18 protein-coding genes are annotated in these 16082 nt (G+C 37.5%); 7 read left to right on the top strand and 11 right to left on the bottom strand.

Going from position 1 to position 16082, the window contains the following annotated elements; all coding sequences use genetic code 11:
* The first annotated feature begins 35 nt into the window (after positions 1-35).
* Entirely contained in the window at positions 36-1226 is a 1191-nt protein-coding gene (locus PL9631_RS11555) for a site-2 protease family protein (protein WP_083620444.1), read from the top strand.
* A 118-nt stretch (positions 1227-1344) separates the two neighbouring features.
* Here PL9631_RS11555 and PL9631_RS11550 read toward each other — a convergent pair whose 3' ends face one another.
* The 4 genes from PL9631_RS11550 to PL9631_RS11535 form a co-directional block, all read right to left on the bottom strand.
* Positions 1345-2160, bottom strand: a complete 816-nt coding sequence (locus PL9631_RS11550) for a dienelactone hydrolase family protein (protein ID WP_197046343.1) — start codon at positions 2158-2160, stop codon at positions 1345-1347.
* Between the two features lie 195 nt (positions 2161-2355).
* Positions 2356-3267 (bottom strand): 16S rRNA (cytosine(1402)-N(4))-methyltransferase RsmH, encoded by a 912-nt coding sequence (gene rsmH / locus PL9631_RS11545; RefSeq protein ID WP_083620437.1) that lies wholly within the window; start codon positions 3265-3267, stop codon positions 2356-2358.
* Positions 3268-3293: 26 nt separating this feature from the next.
* Positions 3294-3728: a hypothetical protein gene (locus tag PL9631_RS11540; RefSeq protein WP_083620435.1), complete on the bottom strand. Its 435-nt coding sequence runs from the start codon at positions 3726-3728 to the stop codon at positions 3294-3296.
* Between the two features lie 7 nt (positions 3729-3735).
* Complete coding sequence (locus PL9631_RS11535) at positions 3736-5022, bottom strand: AAA family ATPase (protein WP_083620432.1); 1287 nt, start codon at positions 5020-5022, stop codon at positions 3736-3738.
* A gap of 333 nt (positions 5023-5355) precedes the next feature.
* On the opposite strand from PL9631_RS11535, the gene PL9631_RS11530 reads away from it, so the two are divergent.
* Together PL9631_RS11530 and PL9631_RS11525 are read left to right on the top strand one after the other, a co-directional pair.
* On the top strand, positions 5356-6540 hold the full coding sequence (locus tag PL9631_RS11530) for an NAD(P)H-quinone oxidoreductase subunit H (protein WP_083620430.1): 1185 nt from the start codon (positions 5356-5358) through the stop codon (positions 6538-6540).
* Between the two features lie 486 nt (positions 6541-7026).
* A complete protein-coding gene (locus PL9631_RS11525) occupies positions 7027-8028 on the top strand; it encodes a pentapeptide repeat-containing protein (protein WP_083620427.1) in 1002 nt (333 codons plus the stop codon).
* A gap of 274 nt (positions 8029-8302) precedes the next feature.
* Here the strand turns inward: PL9631_RS11525 and PL9631_RS11520 are convergent, their stop codons facing one another.
* From PL9631_RS11520 to PL9631_RS11510, 3 genes are all read right to left on the bottom strand, one after another.
* Positions 8303-9490 (bottom strand): ISL3 family transposase, encoded by a 1188-nt coding sequence (locus PL9631_RS11520; RefSeq protein WP_083620425.1) that lies wholly within the window; start codon positions 9488-9490, stop codon positions 8303-8305.
* 145 nt (positions 9491-9635) lie between these two features.
* Complete coding sequence (locus tag PL9631_RS11515; protein WP_083620422.1) at positions 9636-10982, bottom strand: PatA/PatG family cyanobactin maturation protease; 1347 nt, start codon at positions 10980-10982, stop codon at positions 9636-9638.
* 2 nt (positions 10983-10984) lie between these two features.
* A complete protein-coding gene (locus PL9631_RS11510; protein WP_156090468.1) occupies positions 10985-11137 on the bottom strand; it encodes a hypothetical protein in 153 nt (50 codons plus the stop codon).
* Between the two features lie 70 nt (positions 11138-11207).
* On the opposite strand from PL9631_RS11510, the gene PL9631_RS11505 reads away from it, so the two are divergent.
* On the top strand, positions 11208-12107 hold the full coding sequence (locus tag PL9631_RS11505) for an IS982 family transposase (RefSeq protein ID WP_083617988.1): 900 nt from the start codon (positions 11208-11210) through the stop codon (positions 12105-12107).
* 115 nt (positions 12108-12222) lie between these two features.
* Here the strand turns inward: PL9631_RS11505 and PL9631_RS26120 are convergent, their stop codons facing one another.
* The 4 genes from PL9631_RS26120 to PL9631_RS11490 form a co-directional block, all read right to left on the bottom strand.
* Positions 12223-12375, bottom strand: a complete 153-nt coding sequence (locus tag PL9631_RS26120; RefSeq protein ID WP_197046342.1) for a hypothetical protein — start codon at positions 12373-12375, stop codon at positions 12223-12225.
* 64 nt (positions 12376-12439) lie between these two features.
* On the bottom strand, positions 12440-12919 hold the full coding sequence (locus PL9631_RS11500; RefSeq protein ID WP_197046341.1) for a S8/S53 family peptidase: 480 nt from the start codon (positions 12917-12919) through the stop codon (positions 12440-12442).
* 262 nt (positions 12920-13181) lie between these two features.
* Positions 13182-13403, bottom strand: a complete 222-nt coding sequence (locus tag PL9631_RS11495; RefSeq protein WP_083620419.1) for a type II toxin-antitoxin system HicB family antitoxin — start codon at positions 13401-13403, stop codon at positions 13182-13184.
* Entirely contained in the window at positions 13403-13585 is a 183-nt protein-coding gene (locus PL9631_RS11490) for a type II toxin-antitoxin system HicA family toxin (protein WP_331281261.1), read from the bottom strand. Before PL9631_RS11490 ends, PL9631_RS11495 begins: the two co-directional genes overlap by 1 nt.
* 212 nt (positions 13586-13797) lie before the next feature.
* On the opposite strand from PL9631_RS11490, the gene PL9631_RS11485 reads away from it, so the two are divergent.
* From PL9631_RS11485 to PL9631_RS11470, 3 genes are all read left to right on the top strand, one after another.
* A complete protein-coding gene (locus PL9631_RS11485; RefSeq protein WP_083620416.1) occupies positions 13798-13968 on the top strand; it encodes an anacyclamide/piricyclamide family prenylated cyclic peptide in 171 nt (56 codons plus the stop codon).
* A 431-nt stretch (positions 13969-14399) separates the two neighbouring features.
* Positions 14400-14978, top strand: coding sequence for a Uma2 family endonuclease (locus PL9631_RS11475; RefSeq protein ID WP_083620413.1), 579 nt, complete (start codon positions 14400-14402; stop codon positions 14976-14978).
* Positions 14979-15058: 80 nt separating this feature from the next.
* Positions 15059-16057: an IS630 family transposase gene (locus PL9631_RS11470; protein ID WP_083620411.1), complete on the top strand. Its 999-nt coding sequence runs from the start codon at positions 15059-15061 to the stop codon at positions 16055-16057.
* Positions 16058-16082 lie beyond the last annotated feature (25 nt).

Here is a 16082-nt window from a genome sequence, read left to right as displayed (position 1 = left end):
CGTTAGAATGAAATAAACGGAGTCAAAGACATCTCATGCAGGCAGGTTGGCGAATTGGATCGTTATTTGGGATTCCCTTCTTTATTGATTCTTCTTGGTTGGTAATTGTGGTGCTGTTTACGATTGCCAATCGCCAGAGTTATGCGGAGTGGGGGCAAACTTTATCTTGGGTTGCTGGGTTAGCTATTGCAATCTTGTTGTTTGCTTCGGTGTTGTTACATGAACTGGGCCATAGTTTGGTAGCCCAATCCCAGGGAATTCGAGTCAACTCGATTACTCTATTTCTGTTTGGGGGAGTGGCTGCGATTGACAAAGAATCAAAAACCCCCGGCCAAGCATTTCAGGTGGCGATCGCTGGCCCCCTGGTGAGTTTTAGCTTATTTTTTATTCTGAATCTTGTCGCCCAACTCTTACCCAGTTCTAGTTTAATTTATTCGGTGGTTGGGGAATTAGCTCGAATTAATTTAGTTTTAGGAATATTTAATTTAATTCCTGGGTTACCCCTCGATGGGGGACAGGTACTTAAAGCCACGGTTTGGAAAATTACCGGAAATCGTTTAGCTGGAGTCCGTTGGGCGGCAAAAACCGGACAGTTTTTAGGTATTTTAGCGATTTCTTTAGGCTTATCTTCGGTTTTTTTAGCTAGAAGTTATGGCGGTTTATGGATTGCTTTAATTGGTTGGTTTGTCTTACAAAATGCCGCTTCCTATAATCGAGTTACCGATCTCCAAGAAGCTTTAATTAATATTAAAGCGGGGGATACCATGACCCGAGAATTTCGAGTGGTAGATGCGGATTTAAGTTTACGTCAATTCGCCGATGAATATTTAATTGGGGTTGAAACTATTCCGGTGTATTTTGCATCTTCTAATGGTCGTTATCGGGGGTTAGTTTCCGTGGAAGCCTTGCGGGTAATTGAGCGCAGTCAGTGGGAGAGTCAAACCTTAAATCAAATTCTTCAACCTCTGAATGAACTGATTACGGTATCGGAAAAAGCCTCATTGGTGGAGGTAATTAATCTGATGGAAGACCAAGAATTACGTCGAATTACGGTATTATCTCCCGCCGGAGCCGTGGCTGGAATTATTGATCGCGGGGATGTGGTGCGATCGGTAGCCAGCTATCTGAAAGTGCCAATTCCCGATGCTAATATTCGCCGGATTAAGGAAGAAGGAATTTATCCTCCGGGTTTACCCTTAGCCACTTTAGCTAAAACCATGGTTTAACTCCTAAAATTGGGAATTACGAATTACGAATTACGAATTACAAATTACGAATTACAAATTGGGAATAGTTATTAGCCACCCGATCCTGATTGGGTGGCTATTTGCAAACCCGGTTTCTTTAAAAAATCTCCTCAAAAAATAGTTTCATAGCTTCAAAAGAACGACGATCAGAAGCCGGGTTATAAGCACTCCCTTTCGAGGGATCATTCCCGGCTTTAGGATTGGTAAAACTGTGAACTGTCCCACCATAATTCACCATTTGCCAATCTACATTCCCGGCTCGCATTTCCTTCTCAAATGCCTTAATATCTTCTTGAGAAACTAACGGATCATCAGCCCCATGTAAGACTAAAACTTTACTTTTAATTTGTTTTCCATCCTGAGAATTAGGACTATCTAAACCACCATGAAAACTCACCACCCCATCCACATCTGCACCGCTTCTGGCTAATTCTAAAACCGTTGTTCCTCCGAAACAATAGCCAATGGCGGCTAACTTTTTGGGATCAGTTTGAGGTTGTTTACGAAGTTCTGTTAAAGCGGCATTTACCCGTTCTCGTAATAACGTCCGGTTACTGCGATAAAGAGTGGCTTGAGTTCGCGCTTCCTCTGGGGTTTGGGGTCGAATTCCTTTACCATAAATATCGGCAGCAAAGGCAACATAACCCATACTAGCCAGTTGTTCCGTGCGTTTTTTTGCATATTCATCTAAACCTTTCCATTCATGCACAACTAACACCCCTGGACGTTTCCCGGTTTGTGAGGAATCATAGGCTAAATAGCCTTCTAAAACCGCATCTCCTTGACGATATTCGATAACTTGAGTTTGCAAAGTGTTGGGGGTTTGGGCGGAGGTAATTATTGTCGAAACGGGAGCGATCAAAATCGCAATCACCAGCAGAATAAATACAGAATATTTTTTGAGAATGTTCATAAGCATGGGAGATAAACTATTAACTCAATTTTGGTATTATAGCAACTATAGCCCGTTGCATAAATTACCCCAAATTACAACAATACTAGGGGCGGGGTCTTCCCCATGGGTGTTAACTTAATTCCTAATCCCCTGAACGCGCATTTCGGACTGTAGAGACGTGCCATGGCGCGTCTGTTTTGGAGCCTCTCTACGTTATTCTATTATCTTTCGTTCTGCTAATCTTAATTTAGCTGAACGAGAACGCTGATTATTATTTAGTTCATCGGGTTGGGGTTGAATCGGTTTTTTAGTTAATACCTGTAAAATAGGAGACTCTTTTAACCGATGTTTAACGATTCTATCTTCTAAACTATGAAAACTAATCACCCCAATTCTCCCTCCAGGTTTTAACCAATATTGGGCTTGATCTATAAATTTTTCTAAACAAGTTAACTCTTGATTTACTGCAATTCTTAATGCTTGAAAAACACGGGTAGCCGGATGAATTCGTCCGTGACGATAACTCGCCGGAACACAACCGCCGATCGCATAGGCTAAATCCGTTGTAGTTTGAAACGGGCGTTTTTCTACAATTCGTTTAGCAATGCGTCTGGATAACCTTTCTTCCCCATACTGATAAAAAATATCCGCTAATTGCTTCTCATCCCAATGGTTAATAATCTCCGCCGCCGTTAAAGATTGTTGTTGATTCATTCGCATATCTAAAGGGGCGGTATGGCGAAAACTAAACCCTCTTTCTGGCTGATCAAACTGATAGGAACTTACCCCTAAATCCGCTATAATTCCATCAAATTGTTTAGATTTGGGCTGATATTCAGCAAAATTGCCTTGCCAAAACTGCACCCTTTCCAGTAGAGAAGGATCGGCTTGTTCAAATTTAACCCGGGCGGCGGCGATCGCTTCTTTATCCTGATCAATTGCTGTTAACTGGATATTCTCCCCGGCTTGCAATAATAATAAACTATGTCCGCCACCGCCTACTGTTGCATCCAGATATTCCCCCCCCGCACGAATTTCTAACCCCGCAATTAATTCCCGACTCAATACTGGAATATGGAGAAAGGCGGTTTGATTGTTTTCTTCCACTACTTCGATTTCAGACAATGTAATTATTCCTATAATTAATGATATTAGCTTAAACAATAAGTATAAGTCATATTCTTGACTTCTAGTTTAGCATTATATGTCTTTTTGAACTTGAGCTTAAACTTTTGAATTTCAGTTGTTGTGAGAGGGCATCTGGTTGATATAATAATACAAACCTTTTCTTGTTTAGCTGGGTCATCAGAAAGTTTTTTGAGGGTTGCTTCTAGTTGGTCAATGGCGTGCGAAATTTTAGACCCTTTAAGCTCAATATAGATTTCTATAATTTTTTTGATATCCTGTTGATCAGGAATAACCAAATAATCACAACGCAAACCTTCTTTAATTGCACATCCATCAACCTCAATTACACAAACTTTAAATTGATTCGGATTTTCAATAATAATTTGACTCTGATTTTCTTTACGAGTTATTCGTTGATCATATACAATTTTTTCGCACTCTGGAAAACGCTTTTTCATATCGCACTTAAATAAGGTCGAGAAGTTGATCGAATTCAATAGCTAATTCTTCAGAAACAGAGTCAATAATATTGGTATCAATTAATCCCGTTTCTTCAGAAATAATGGATTTGCAGAAACCATCCATTAAAGAATAAACCGCTACATCTTTTGTTAATAAAGTTTTATAGCGAGGAACAATTTTTTCCAGTTTTTCGATCACTTGATCATTAGCATCCTGATAAATTAAACCCGCTTGCAGTAAGTTGTTAGTTGCGGTTAAAATATAAGGGCTATGGGTGGTAATAAAAAATTGAAGACCATCAGGGTTAGTATTAAAAACAGTAGCTATTAATTCAACAATATATTTTTGAGCAGTTGGAAAAACATGGGCTTCTGGTTCTTCAATATATATGGTTTGACCTCCAACAATAGGTTGTATAAATGGCATGATAGATTGTATAAATGGCATCGTAGATAATATAATTACTAATGGGAGTGTTTCTTGTTGACCTGATGAACAAGTAGAAATGCTAATTTTTCTACCATCTGAAGTTTCTAAAAAATCTTCTCCTTTTTCATGAAAATACTTACCACATAAAATTTTTTCAACCAAGGGTGTTAATTGTCCGTTTGTAAGTATTTTTTGTTCAATTTTCAATTCATTTCTATCCAAAAAGTGTTTCGTAATTTCATATAACTTCCCAAAATTTTCAATGAACGGATCTAACGATTCTCGATGTGATAAAAGCAAAAAAATATTTTTTTCTATATGTGCAAAAAATGAACGGATAGCGGGTATAAAAGATTGATAATATGTAGATTCTTTTCCTAAAATTTTTTCACAATAATTTTTTGTTTCTAAAGAACTAGAAACAAGAAAATTACTATGTATAAAACTAGGATTTTCAAGTATTTCATCTTTTACTTTACGATGAATCATGCGTAAATTATTCAAGGCAGACTTATAGGAATCAGAATAACTAATGATCACATTAAATTTAGATTTATTCCGAGAGATTTTAATAAAATGATTGTCAATTTCATATCTTAAATTGAAATTGTGATCTCCCCAAAACTTAGGCGGAAAATACTCTTTAAATTTATAAGAGCAAAAAGAGTCAAATTGACGTTTTGTTTTTTCATTTTCAACAAAATTAATTAGCTCAGATACAAACTCTTTAAAATAAAATAACAATTTGGCACAAACACTCTTACCACTGGCTTGAGGGCCAATCATAATATTAATCTTCTTAACCTCTATTTCTAAGTGTTCAATTCCGGCAAAGTTGTCTATAATTAATTTTTCAACCATTGTGCGTCCTTTTCTTATTAATAACTTCAACAATTTTAACGGGTGGTGTGTTCATAGAGTATTTTCAATAGATATAAATTAATAAAATTGCGATCGCTAACAACCTAATCATATATCCTACACCAGCTAAGAAACCGGGTTTCTGGGCTAATTTAATGGATAAAATCAAAATTCTGTTTCAGAAACCCGGTTTCTGGGGAAGTACAGACCCTTGCCAGTATTTTTTGCTAAGACTTCGATCTCAGACTATCCAAGTATTCCTATAATATTAAGCAATTGAAACAAAAATCCCAAGAAAGCCATAAATCCGCGTTAGGGAACACTGATAAAAGTATGAGTAGAATTGAAACCCGCACAGAACCCATGGTCTTGAACATGGGGCCACACCATCCCTCCATGCACGGGGTCTTACGGTTAATTGTCACCCTGGATGGGGAAGATGTGGTGGACTGTGAACCCGTGATAGGGTATCTGCATCGCGGTATGGAAAAAATCGCCGAAAGTCGCAGCGTTGTCATGTACGTTCCCTATGTTAGTCGTTGGGACTACGCCGCTGGAATGTTCAACGAAGCGGTCACGGTAAATGGCCCGGAACGATTGGCCGGAGTCACCGTCCCCAAACGGGCGCAATATATTCGGGTAATTATGCTCGAACTCAACCGCATCGCCAATCACCTCCTATGGCTTGGCCCATTCCTGGCCGATGTCGGTGCCCAAACTCCGTTTTTCTACATTTTCCGAGAACGGGAACTCATTTATGATCTCTGGGAAGCGGCTACCGGATACCGGATGGTCAATAATAACTATTTCCGCATTGGGGGAGTCGCCGCCGATTTACCCTATGGTTGGGTGCAGAAATGTCGGGATTTTTGCGATTATTTCGGGCCTAAAATTGACGAGTACGAACGCTTAATTACCAATAACCCGATTTTCCGACGTCGGATTGAGGGTTTAGGCACAATTACCCGGGAACAGGCGATTAACTGGGGATTATCCGGCCCCATGTTGCGCGCCTCCGGGGTGAAGTGGGATTTACGCAAAGTTGACCACTATGAATGTTACGACGAGTTGGACTGGGATGTGCAGTGGGAAACGGCCGGAGACTGTTTAGCCCGCTATTTTGTGCGGATTCGGGAAATGCGCGAATCCCTCAAAATCCTATATCAAGCCCTCGATGCCCTTCCCGGTGGCCCCTACGAAAATTTAGAAGCCCAACGGATGATGGGCGGGCCGAAATCCGAATGGAATAGTTTTGATTATCAATTTATTGGCAAGAAAATCGCCCCAACTTTCAAAATTCCCAAAGGGGAACATTATGTAAGAATTGAAAGTGGCAAAGGGGAACTAGGTATTTATATCATTGGGGATGATAATGTCTTTCCCTGGCGGTTCAAAATTCGGGCCGCGGATTTCTGCAATTTACCCATTCTCTCAGAATTAGTTCGAGGAGAAAAAATCGCTGACCTCGTAGCAATTCTCGGGAGTATCGATATTATTATGGGTTCAGTTGACCGTTAGGGAAACTGGATTGCGGTTAGGAGATTCTCACGTAAAACCCGGTTTCCTACGGAAATCGGGCTTTTTTATCTCCCGACAGTTAATCCAATTGATAGAGTGCTATAATATCCAAAAAATTTCTATTTTTCAAGAATTCAAAGCATTTACAAAAATTTATATAAACACCTAATTATAATTAATGGTTATTGTATACTAAGAATAGAAACCTAATCCAGCAAGTATTGAACAAAAACTAGATCGGTTTGCATCAATCTTTTTCCCGGTGATTTTAGTCAGATTGATCAAAGTCGGCGTTCAAATAAACTTAGTCTCATTCTAACATTGACTAACTTTTTTCAGGAAAATATTGGATATTTCATCAATCTTAATCAGCCGCTAATCATTAAAGTTTAACCCTGATTAAGTAAATCAATTATTCAGCAAAATTTTCTGGTAATAAGTTATTTTCTCTGCATTATTTTTTGAATAGATTTCGAGGATAATACCATGAAAAATAATCAAATTGTTGATAGATATATTAAGGGAGAACGGGATTTTAGAGGCTCAGATCTCACAGCAGAAAATTTAATTGGAGTTACCCTCAATCAAGCTAACCTATCCAGTTCAATTTTAAAAGATGCTTCCTTAGCTAGAGCGTGTTTAGAACGCTGTTTCCTGCTGAATTCTAACTTGAATGGAGCCTTTTTATATGCAATTAATTTAACCTATGCCAAACTCAAAGGCAGCAATTTAATTGAAGCTGATTTAACTAAAGCTAACCTCCAAGGAGCGCAATTAAATTGCGTTGATTTAACGAATGCAAAACTGAGTGGTGCTATTCTATTTTCTGTAAATTTATTCCGGGCTAATTTAAGCGGGGTGAATTTATGTGGCGCGAACTTAAGGGGAATTAATCTCCGGTCTGCTAACCTAGAAAAAGCTAATTTAAACTGGGCAAATTTAACGGGAGCTAGATTAAGTGGGGCAAATTTAAGAGGGGCACAGTTAAATGGAGTCACCTTGAATAGTGCCTTTCTCAATGGGTTAGACTTAGAAGGAATTGATTTTAGTGGGTTAGACCTGAATAACGTTAAATTGAGTGGGGCAAAATTGTCCGGTGCTAACTTTATAGGAACTACATTACAATCGGCTCAAATGCGATGCGCTAACTTAGAAGGAGCAAATTTACAACAGGCAGATTTGCATGAAAGTATCTTAAAGGGATCGCAATTTGTTTTAGTTAATTTAATGAAAGCCGACCTCCGCGACGCCGATTTGAGAAATGCAGATTTGAGTAGAGCTAATCTGAATTTAGCCGATTTATCCGGCGCCAATTTAACCGGAGCTAATCTTCAAGGTGCTTATTTGTGGGGGACTAATTTAGATGGAGCTTGTTTGGAAGGAACGAATTTAACAGGCGCCAGTTTGCGAAATGCTAAACTCACTGGAGTAGATTTACAGAATGCCATTTTGCATGGTACAACGATGCCCGATGGTCAGGTTTATTAACCCTTGAGTTATGCGTCTAAAAACTGATAAATAGGGGTAATTCATGAATTACCCCTACTTAATCGTCAACACCCAACCCGCATCAGTTAGATATAATAGTGACCCATATCTATTTGGGTACAGACCAAGAACGAACTTGCCCTAACGTAACTGGAATCATATAACTCACATCAATGGTAAAAAGATAAGGTTCTTCAGTATCTAGTATGCTAAAAATTTAGTTAAAATGCCAATTAAGTAAACATCTTGCTTGAAAGTTTTTAAAATTTCTGAATCAATAAGCCGAACGTTTAATCAGTTTCAGCTTGTTATTAATTCCCTCCACTACTCCACTGGTTGTTCTATGATCAAAGTACGCAATAATTTCATCTAGCCATCGAATAATTGTCTTTTGACTTTTCGGGAAATACTTTTTAGCTTCATCTAACCACATCCCCAATTGCCATAATCCCCCTAACCAATCATTTTTTTCCTCAAAAATTTGACGAATTTTTTCTTTGAATTCCTGCATACTTTTTAGGGTAGGAGAAACCTCTTTCACTTCCGCTAGTTTCCGGCTTTGTTGTTCATTCAAATCTTTTTCATTCTTCAAGAGAGCGTATTTACTCTTCTTCAATCCGGCTAAAACTTTTTCAGAATTGGCTTTTTCCGATTCGGACTTTGCTGTTTTTAGCAAATTTTCTTCCTTCCGCCTTTCTTGTTTTCTTTGCCAATCTAACTCCTGATTGATTTGTACCATCACATGAAATCTATCCGCTACAACTTGAGCATTTGGCATGATTTCTAAGACTAAACTTTTGTATCCTTTCCACAGATCTATGCTGACTTCTTCTATCTTTTCTAACACTTCTCTTCCCCACCCCATCAACACTTTTTTGATTTCTTCTTGTGTTCTTTTTTCGAGAATGGCAATTAATTCCGACTTCTCTAAATCTATTAAAACTGCACAATAATTTCCTTTTCCTTTAATCAATGCTATTTCATCAATTCCTAGCCTTTTTAAATGGGTGGGTTTAAAATTCGCCAATTCTGATGATGCGTCTTTTAACATCCTTTCTATTTCTTCTGTTGTGACTAACCCTTTTTTTGCCACACTGTTTATATCCTTTTCTAAAACTTCTTGTAGGATTCTATCAGCCAATCTTTTTGTATAAGTCCTTCTTTTTCCGACAAAATCTAAATCCTCACTAAATGGCTTTTTACATTTCTTACATTTGAACTGTCGTCTATTTATTTCCAAAAATACTGGAGATTCTCCCCAAGGTAAATCTTTAATTAGATATCGATGATTTTGATGTAATTTATGGCTTTTTTCCCCACAACGAGGACAGATACTTTCCTGATGGATTGTCTCTATCTCTAAAATTATTCCAATCCCTTTATGTTGATGGCGTGTTCCCACTTTTACTCCTTCTAGCCCCAGAAGTTCTGTGAGCATTTTAATTTCCCTGTTTGAAGCCATTGTTACCCCTTTACCCTGAATTTACTCTTTTTCTGATTTTAGTTAACACCACATATCGCTTAACTGTCAACCGGAAAAAGATTTTCAGCCATCGCCAGATATATTTTTTGTCTTTATTGATTTTATTAACTATGATTTTAGCATACTAGATACTGAAGAACCAAAGATAAACCTTTTTGGCTCTCAAACCCCGTTCAGGATCAAAAAACTTTAATTTCACGTCCCAACAATCACTATTAATCCGACAGAAAGGACTTTTTTCAATTTCAATTGTATCTAATTCCATCCCGGTAGAAACAGCTTGGGCAAAACTAGAAGCGGCTTGAAAAGCGTTAGTTGCGGCAAAATTCAAAGCCCGATCTTTAGAAGTTTTCCCTAAGTTTTGTAAATCAAAATAAACTCGTTTCAGGAAACTACTCAGGGATTTTCGCATTCTGATTTCCTCTGCGTCGGCTAGTTCTTCAGAAAGGGTTTGTAAAGCAGCATCCACTAAACCGTTGACTTTCCAAGCGTACATTCCTCTAATATTATTAATCGTAATTACGGGAACTTCTTGACCAGAAAATAGGGTAATTGTTTTATCGGTAATTTGACCAGGAATACTCACTCTTTCAATATAATCATCACTGCTTTCTGGTTCAATTTGTCCAGCTAACATTAAGTTTAACATTTCATAAACATCAGCCGCAAATCCGCCTTTAACTTCCAGGGCATAAACTGGGTTAAATTCTTGGTTAATTGTCCAAATTAAAGATTTACTTTCTGAGGGATTTTCGGCTAAATAATTAACTATTTGAGAAGCATCATAAGGATTAGCAGGAATCGTTGTACCATCAATTTCTACGGCGGGCATTAATTGTTTAAAACTGTCCCTTCGGGCTTTACTCCCGAAGTCATAACCAATGGTTCCTAAAACATAAACCAGTTTAGAAGCTGCACTAGCGGTAATACCATTAATGGGTTGACTCGTGGTAATATTAGCCACCGCTACGGCTGAAGAACTGCTAGGAGTAACGACATCACGTAAAGTTAGTAATGGGCTGTTAATGGTGTTTTCTATTCTCTTAATAGAAGTAACAGTATTAACCGGAATATTAATTTCTGATGATCTAATTTTAGAAATTTCAACTGTTGTTAATAGTTCTCCTGTTAATAAGTTGTAAGCCCCAGGAATATTTAGTTTTCCTAATAAACAGCGTTCTGGTTCTTCTACTTCTTTAGGGTCGCAGGGAATAGCACTTTTTAAAATAGCTTGACGGACGGTTTCAGCATTAGGTTTTTCCCCTCTTTGTAACTGCATACTCATTAATAAAGCCGAAATTCCAGTAATAATAGGAGCGGCACAACTTGTCCCTTTTTCACGAATCGGAATATCCGTCCCGGGTTCGGCTCCTAAGATATTTTCACCGTTAGCCATTACCCCTTTTTGTTGATAGTCACCACCATAATTACTAAATTTAAAAGGTTGTCCATCATCACGCATTGCACCCATTGTTAACGTGAGTTCGATGGAGTGCGATCGCGATAAAACAGACGACTATTGAGCAGGCGATCGCGATAAAACAGACGACTACTGGGCAAGCGATCGCGATAAAACAGACGACTACTGGGCAGGCGATCGCGACAAAACAGACGACTATTGGGCATATGATCTAATCAGTAAGCGTGGGAAAATAGAGATGTAACCAGCAAATATTAGACAATTAAGGAGGCTTTTATGGATCACAGAGCATCACACTTAGACATAACAAAAGTTTTTTGTGACCTGGATGACTTTTGTCAAGTATTTGAACCCTTATTGGCACAAATGTTGTTACCAGAAGTGGTGGGTCAAAGCCGACCCAAAACCCGCTTGACTTTAAGTGAAATAATGACAATATTGATCGGATTTCATGGTTCACGTTACCGAACATTTAAAGACTTTTACCGATTACAAGTAATGGCATATTGGTCAAAAGCTATGCCTAACTTAGTCAGTTATAATCGTTTTGTTGAGTTAATGTCTTATGCTTTATTAGCACTATGTTGTTACTTTGAATATTGTTGTAAAGGCGAGGTAACTGGAACAAGTTTTATCGATTCGACCGCCTTAAAGGTCTGTCATGAAAATCGAGCAAATAGCCATAAAGTCTTTGCTGGACTAGCGGAATGGGGGAAAAGTTCAATTGGCTTTTATTTTGGATTTAAGTTACATTTAATCATCAACGACTATGGGGAAATTTTAAATTTTCAAGTCACACCTGCTAATGTTGATGACCGAAAAGTAGTCCCAGAATTAACAGAAGGAATTGTGGGAAAAATTTTTGGAGACAAGGGATATATTTCCGAAAAATTATTTAAGCAATTACATGAAAAAGGTTTACAACTGATAACTAGGCTGAAGAAAAACATGAAAAATAAACTAATGTTGTGGTCAGATAAAATGAAATTAAGAAAAAGAGGTATAATAGAATCAGTGAATGATCAACTGAAAAACTTATGCCAAATTGAACATACAAGACATCGAAGTGTAGGTAATTTTATGGTGAATTTAGTAGCCGGAATGATTGCTTATACTTATCAACCTGAAAAGCCATCATTGTATGAGATTAAACAACCAGTTTATCATTTTGAATAAACTCAAATTTCCCGCGCATTAAATAAACATTAAAACTGACAAGCTAATTTCACTTCCCGCCTGAGAACTTACAGCTTGTGGCTTCGCCGTGAGCGTCAGCCGAAGGGTGTGGCGATCAAACTCCATCGAACTCACGTATTGTTAAAACATCGGGTAAAATCGAAGGAATACACCAACATTCGCCTTTATCGTTACCACCCGGAGCCACAATTAAAATATTACTATCTTGGCATTGTTTCACAGCATGGGCAAAGATTTCTTGAGCCATTCCTGACTGAGTAGGATGACAAGCAGCAATATGAATAATATTGACCTCAGCTTTTAAGGCTTCGTTAATAGCATGGGTAAGATTTACAAAGGAAATAAAAATCTCCAGCGAAGGAAATCGGAATATTAATCGCTGTACAATTAGGAGCGATACCAGCAACAGGAGAGCCATGTTGTCCTAAAATGGTACTAGCAATATGGGTCGCATGACTAGATAATTCAATCCGTCTCTGAATGGCTTTAGGGAAATCTTTAAAAAAGGCTTCTCTTTCTTTTTTTGCTTCGTCTTTATCGTAGTCGGGGTCTTCTTTTTTAGCTTTTTGTTTTTGGTTAAAGTCTGTAGATAATTTCAGATAATGATAATACTCATCATTGAGTTCAATATCTTCTGACCAATAGGGTTTAAATTGAGTAATCTTTGCACCTTTAAAGCAAGCACGTTCTAAGTCTGCCGCACCGTCAAGAATAGCAATTTTAATCCGAGAATCTCCTTTAGTATGAGTCCAAAGTTCAGGTATTCCAGGAATAGTAATTAAATCAGGCATGGTTATAGTTATCGAGCAAATAATTTTAGTTTACATTAGAAGCTCTCGCCAGCATTATCTTATGGGGAAACTTTACCTATTTGCTCACAATCATTGTTAATAATCATTACAAAGACTCAACCACCAGCATAGCATCAGATTATCATCCAGTCAGTCAAACTTCAACTAATCTGGAGACACAAACAACCATGACTAAGAAAAACCTCAAACCCCTACAAGCCGCTATTATGGGTAGATTGCAAATTGATCAGATCCAGCCTTTTCAAGCGACCTGTAATGTCTTTGGTTCTGGCAAAGATCTTCCTATTTTCTCATAACCATACACTAAATCTTCTAAAACTTCCTTCGCATTTTTTAGTGTTTCTTCATAGGTTTCGCCGTGAGTCCGCGCATATTGTCCCCACTCAGGCAAACTAGCAATATAAGCTTGATCTTCTTCAGACCACTGAATCAAAATACTATATTTCATTATTCGATCATTCATTATTCATCTCCTTGTTCTAGTTCTTTTATGCTTGCCATTATATCTTTTTCCTGATAGATTTTCGCATCATTGCTGTCTTTACCGGAGAGAACGATAGGTTTTGATAAAAGTGGATGAATCCAGTAAGAATGACTACCTTTTCCCCGTTTAGGTAAGAGTGTAAATCCTGCTTTCTGTAACATTCGTTTCAATTCTCCAACTTTTTTGGGCATTTGTCGTATAAATTTTGTTATTTGAGCCTAACATAATCGGGTGAGTATTTGTGGGATTAATTGCAGACAGAAACTCACACTCAAATATTTAATATTTTGTCAAGAGTTGTTGCGAGAATCTTAACAAACTCAAAAGCAGTTTACAGTTAACCTAATTTAATCAAAATGTGGAGACACAAACCATGACAAAGAAAAACATCAAACCCCAACAAACCGCACCCGTACAACGGGAAATTAATACCACTTCCTCAGTGGATGGTACAGGGCTGACACCCCTAGGCTTCAATGAGAAAATGATGTGTCAAGCTTTTGCAACCAACGATGCGGAGCGTGCATCCTGCGAATTTTGGTAGATTTTTTGCGGGCGACGATGCGGAATAGTCCCCTTGATTCTAACACTCACCTCAAAAAATGTCAAAACTCTTTTTCTACTTGCCAAGGCGCACGGTTCGCATCAACGAATTGACGCACAATCCTTGTTAATTCGAGGCTTTCGGATACCTGGCACGGGGTTTGAACAAGACGAGACTTAGATCTTTTTGGGGTTGGTGGTTAGAGTCTTATTCGAGAGATGAACCCCAGCCAACAGCTTACTACCCCAGTGGCATTGGGTTGGGGTCTTCTTCTCATTTTATGATAGCTAATGTAATCCAAAAAGATAGAATTAAAGAACAAAGACTACAGTTTATGCGCAATCATCAACAAGCCTTTGATGTTGGAGTTATAAAAAACGAGAAAATATTAGACTTTATTATTATAAATCATTTAAAACGGAGTCAAATTGATGTTAATCACGAAACCTCGCTTTCAAACCTTTGCTGAATATCTGCAATATGACGATAATTCAGAAAAACTCTGTGAATTATTTAATGGAGAATTGGTAGAAATGCCACCAGAATCTGGACTTAACTTTCAAATTGCTAATCGCCTTTTTTTGGTTTTTGCTTTAATACTAGGAACTGATAGAGTTAGAGGTCATGGCTTAGAATTAGAAGTCAGAGGTGAACCGAAAAACCGTTACCCTGATTTGACCATTATTCGAGAAGAACATATTCAATTACTCTCCAAGAGAAATACCATTCTTCTTTCCATGTCACCACCTTTATTAGTCATTGAAGTGGTTAGTCCTGGAGAAATCCAAAGAGAGAGAGATTACATCGCCAAAAAATTACAATATCAAGATTGTAGCATTCCCGAATACTGGATTGTTGATCCTCAAACTCAAACCATTTTAGTCTTAGAACTAACTGGAGATACCTATAGGGAAATCGGTAATTTTACCAACGATGATTTAGTTGTCTCTCCTGGACTTAAAGAATTAAACTTAAAAGTCTCCGAGGTATTTAATTCAACCAGTTTATAAATAAGTACCTAAACAAAATTAATTACATAACTAGAAAATAATGATTTATACTAAAAAAACACTCTAAATCTCGAAAATCCATGATATTACTGAAAGAAATGAATCTCGAAATGTTCAAACTTTTAAACAGAATAAGTTGCTCAAGCCAATTTCCTCAAGTAAGAAATAGAGCCCAATGTATAATCCTGATTTATCAGGGGTTTTCTCCCGAGCAACTAATAACAATATTTAGAATCAGCCGAAGAACTCTATATAATTGGGTAACTCGATGGGAAAAAAGTGGATTTGTCGGTCTATATAATGAAAAAGGAAGGGGGAGAAAAGCAAAATTAAGCCCATCACAAATAGCAGAAGTAAAAGAGTGGGTAAAAGCCGAACCTAAAAATCTCAATAAGGTGGTTATAAAAATTCATAAAAACTGGGGAATTAAGGTGAGTAAAGAAACCATAAAAAGAATGATAAAAAAGTTGAATATGACCGGTCAAAGAATGAAAAGGGGATTAAGCAAAACCCCTGATGAATGGGAGTTAGAGGTGAAAACACCAGAATTATTGAAGCTGAAAGAACAAGATAAAAAAGGCGAAATTGATTTAAGATATTTAGATGAAAGTGGATTTTCGTTAACGCCTTACATTCCTTATGGTTGGCAAGAGAAAAATTCCACAATAATTCTCAAAAGTTCTCAAAGTAAAAGAATAAATGTGCTGGGATTAATGAATTGTAGAAATGAATTATTTTCGGAAATTTACCTCCAAACAATTGATAGTGAAACGGTGATTAAATTTTTAGATAAATTTAGTGATACTCTAACTAAACCTACTGTGGTTGTTCTCGATCAAGCTTCAATTCATACCAGCGATCGCTTTCTCTCCAAATTATCCGAATGGGAGCAAAAGAATTTAAAAATATTTTGGCTACCCACCTACTCACCTAAGCTAAATTTAATTGAAATCTTATGGAAATTTATTAAATATGAATGGATTGAAGTCGATGCTTATGCCAGTTGGTCAAGCTTAATTAAATATCTGAAAAAAGTGCTGGAAAATTTAGGTCAAGAATATGCAATTAATTTTGTTTAGGTACTTATAGTAAATTTTGCTCAAT

Source organism: Planktothrix paucivesiculata PCC 9631 (assembly GCF_900009265.2).
Taxonomy (GTDB): Bacteria; Cyanobacteriota; Cyanobacteriia; order Cyanobacteriales; family Microcoleaceae; genus Planktothrix; species Planktothrix paucivesiculata.
Note: the sequence above shows the minus strand (reverse complement) of the source record. Positions and strands in the feature narration are given on the sequence as shown.

Bases quoted from the DNA above. Each gene is read 5' to 3' on its own strand.
- PL9631_RS11485 (WP_083620416.1), top strand. From the start codon at position 13,798: ATGACAAAGAAAAACATCAAACCCCAACAAACCGCACCCGTACAACGG.
- PL9631_RS11470 (WP_083620411.1), top strand. From the start codon at position 15,059: ATGATATTACTGAAAGAAATGAATCTCGAAATGTTCAAACTTTTAAAC.
- PL9631_RS26120 (WP_197046342.1), bottom strand. From the start codon at position 12,375: ATGGCTCAAGAAATCTTTGCCCATGCTGTGAAACAATGCCAAGATAGT.
- PL9631_RS11510 (WP_156090468.1), bottom strand. From the start codon at position 11,137: ATGCCCAATAGTCGTCTGTTTTGTCGCGATCGCCTGCCCAGTAGTCGT.
- PL9631_RS11515 (WP_083620422.1), bottom strand. From the start codon at position 10,982: ATGGGTGCAATGCGTGATGATGGACAACCTTTTAAATTTAGTAATTAT.
- PL9631_RS11555 (WP_083620444.1), top strand. From the start codon at position 36: ATGCAGGCAGGTTGGCGAATTGGATCGTTATTTGGGATTCCCTTCTTT.
- PL9631_RS11520 (WP_083620425.1), bottom strand. From the start codon at position 9,490: ATGGCTTCAAACAGGGAAATTAAAATGCTCACAGAACTTCTGGGGCTA.
- PL9631_RS11550 (WP_197046343.1), bottom strand. From the start codon at position 2,160: ATGAACATTCTCAAAAAATATTCTGTATTTATTCTGCTGGTGATTGCG.
- PL9631_RS11530 (WP_083620430.1), top strand. From the start codon at position 5,356: ATGAGTAGAATTGAAACCCGCACAGAACCCATGGTCTTGAACATGGGG.
- PL9631_RS11505 (WP_083617988.1), top strand. From the start codon at position 11,208: ATGGATCACAGAGCATCACACTTAGACATAACAAAAGTTTTTTGTGAC.
- PL9631_RS11500 (WP_197046341.1), bottom strand. From the start codon at position 12,919: ATGCCTGATTTAATTACTATTCCTGGAATACCTGAACTTTGGACTCAT.
- PL9631_RS11535 (WP_083620432.1), bottom strand. From the start codon at position 5,022: ATGGTTGAAAAATTAATTATAGACAACTTTGCCGGAATTGAACACTTA.
- PL9631_RS11490 (WP_331281261.1), bottom strand. From the start codon at position 13,585: ATGTTACAGAAAGCAGGATTTACACTCTTACCTAAACGGGGAAAAGGT.
- PL9631_RS11475 (WP_083620413.1), top strand. From the start codon at position 14,400: ATGTTAATCACGAAACCTCGCTTTCAAACCTTTGCTGAATATCTGCAA.
- PL9631_RS11525 (WP_083620427.1), top strand. From the start codon at position 7,027: ATGAAAAATAATCAAATTGTTGATAGATATATTAAGGGAGAACGGGAT.
- PL9631_RS11540 (WP_083620435.1), bottom strand. From the start codon at position 3,728: ATGAAAAAGCGTTTTCCAGAGTGCGAAAAAATTGTATATGATCAACGA.
- PL9631_RS11495 (WP_083620419.1), bottom strand. From the start codon at position 13,403: ATGAATGATCGAATAATGAAATATAGTATTTTGATTCAGTGGTCTGAA.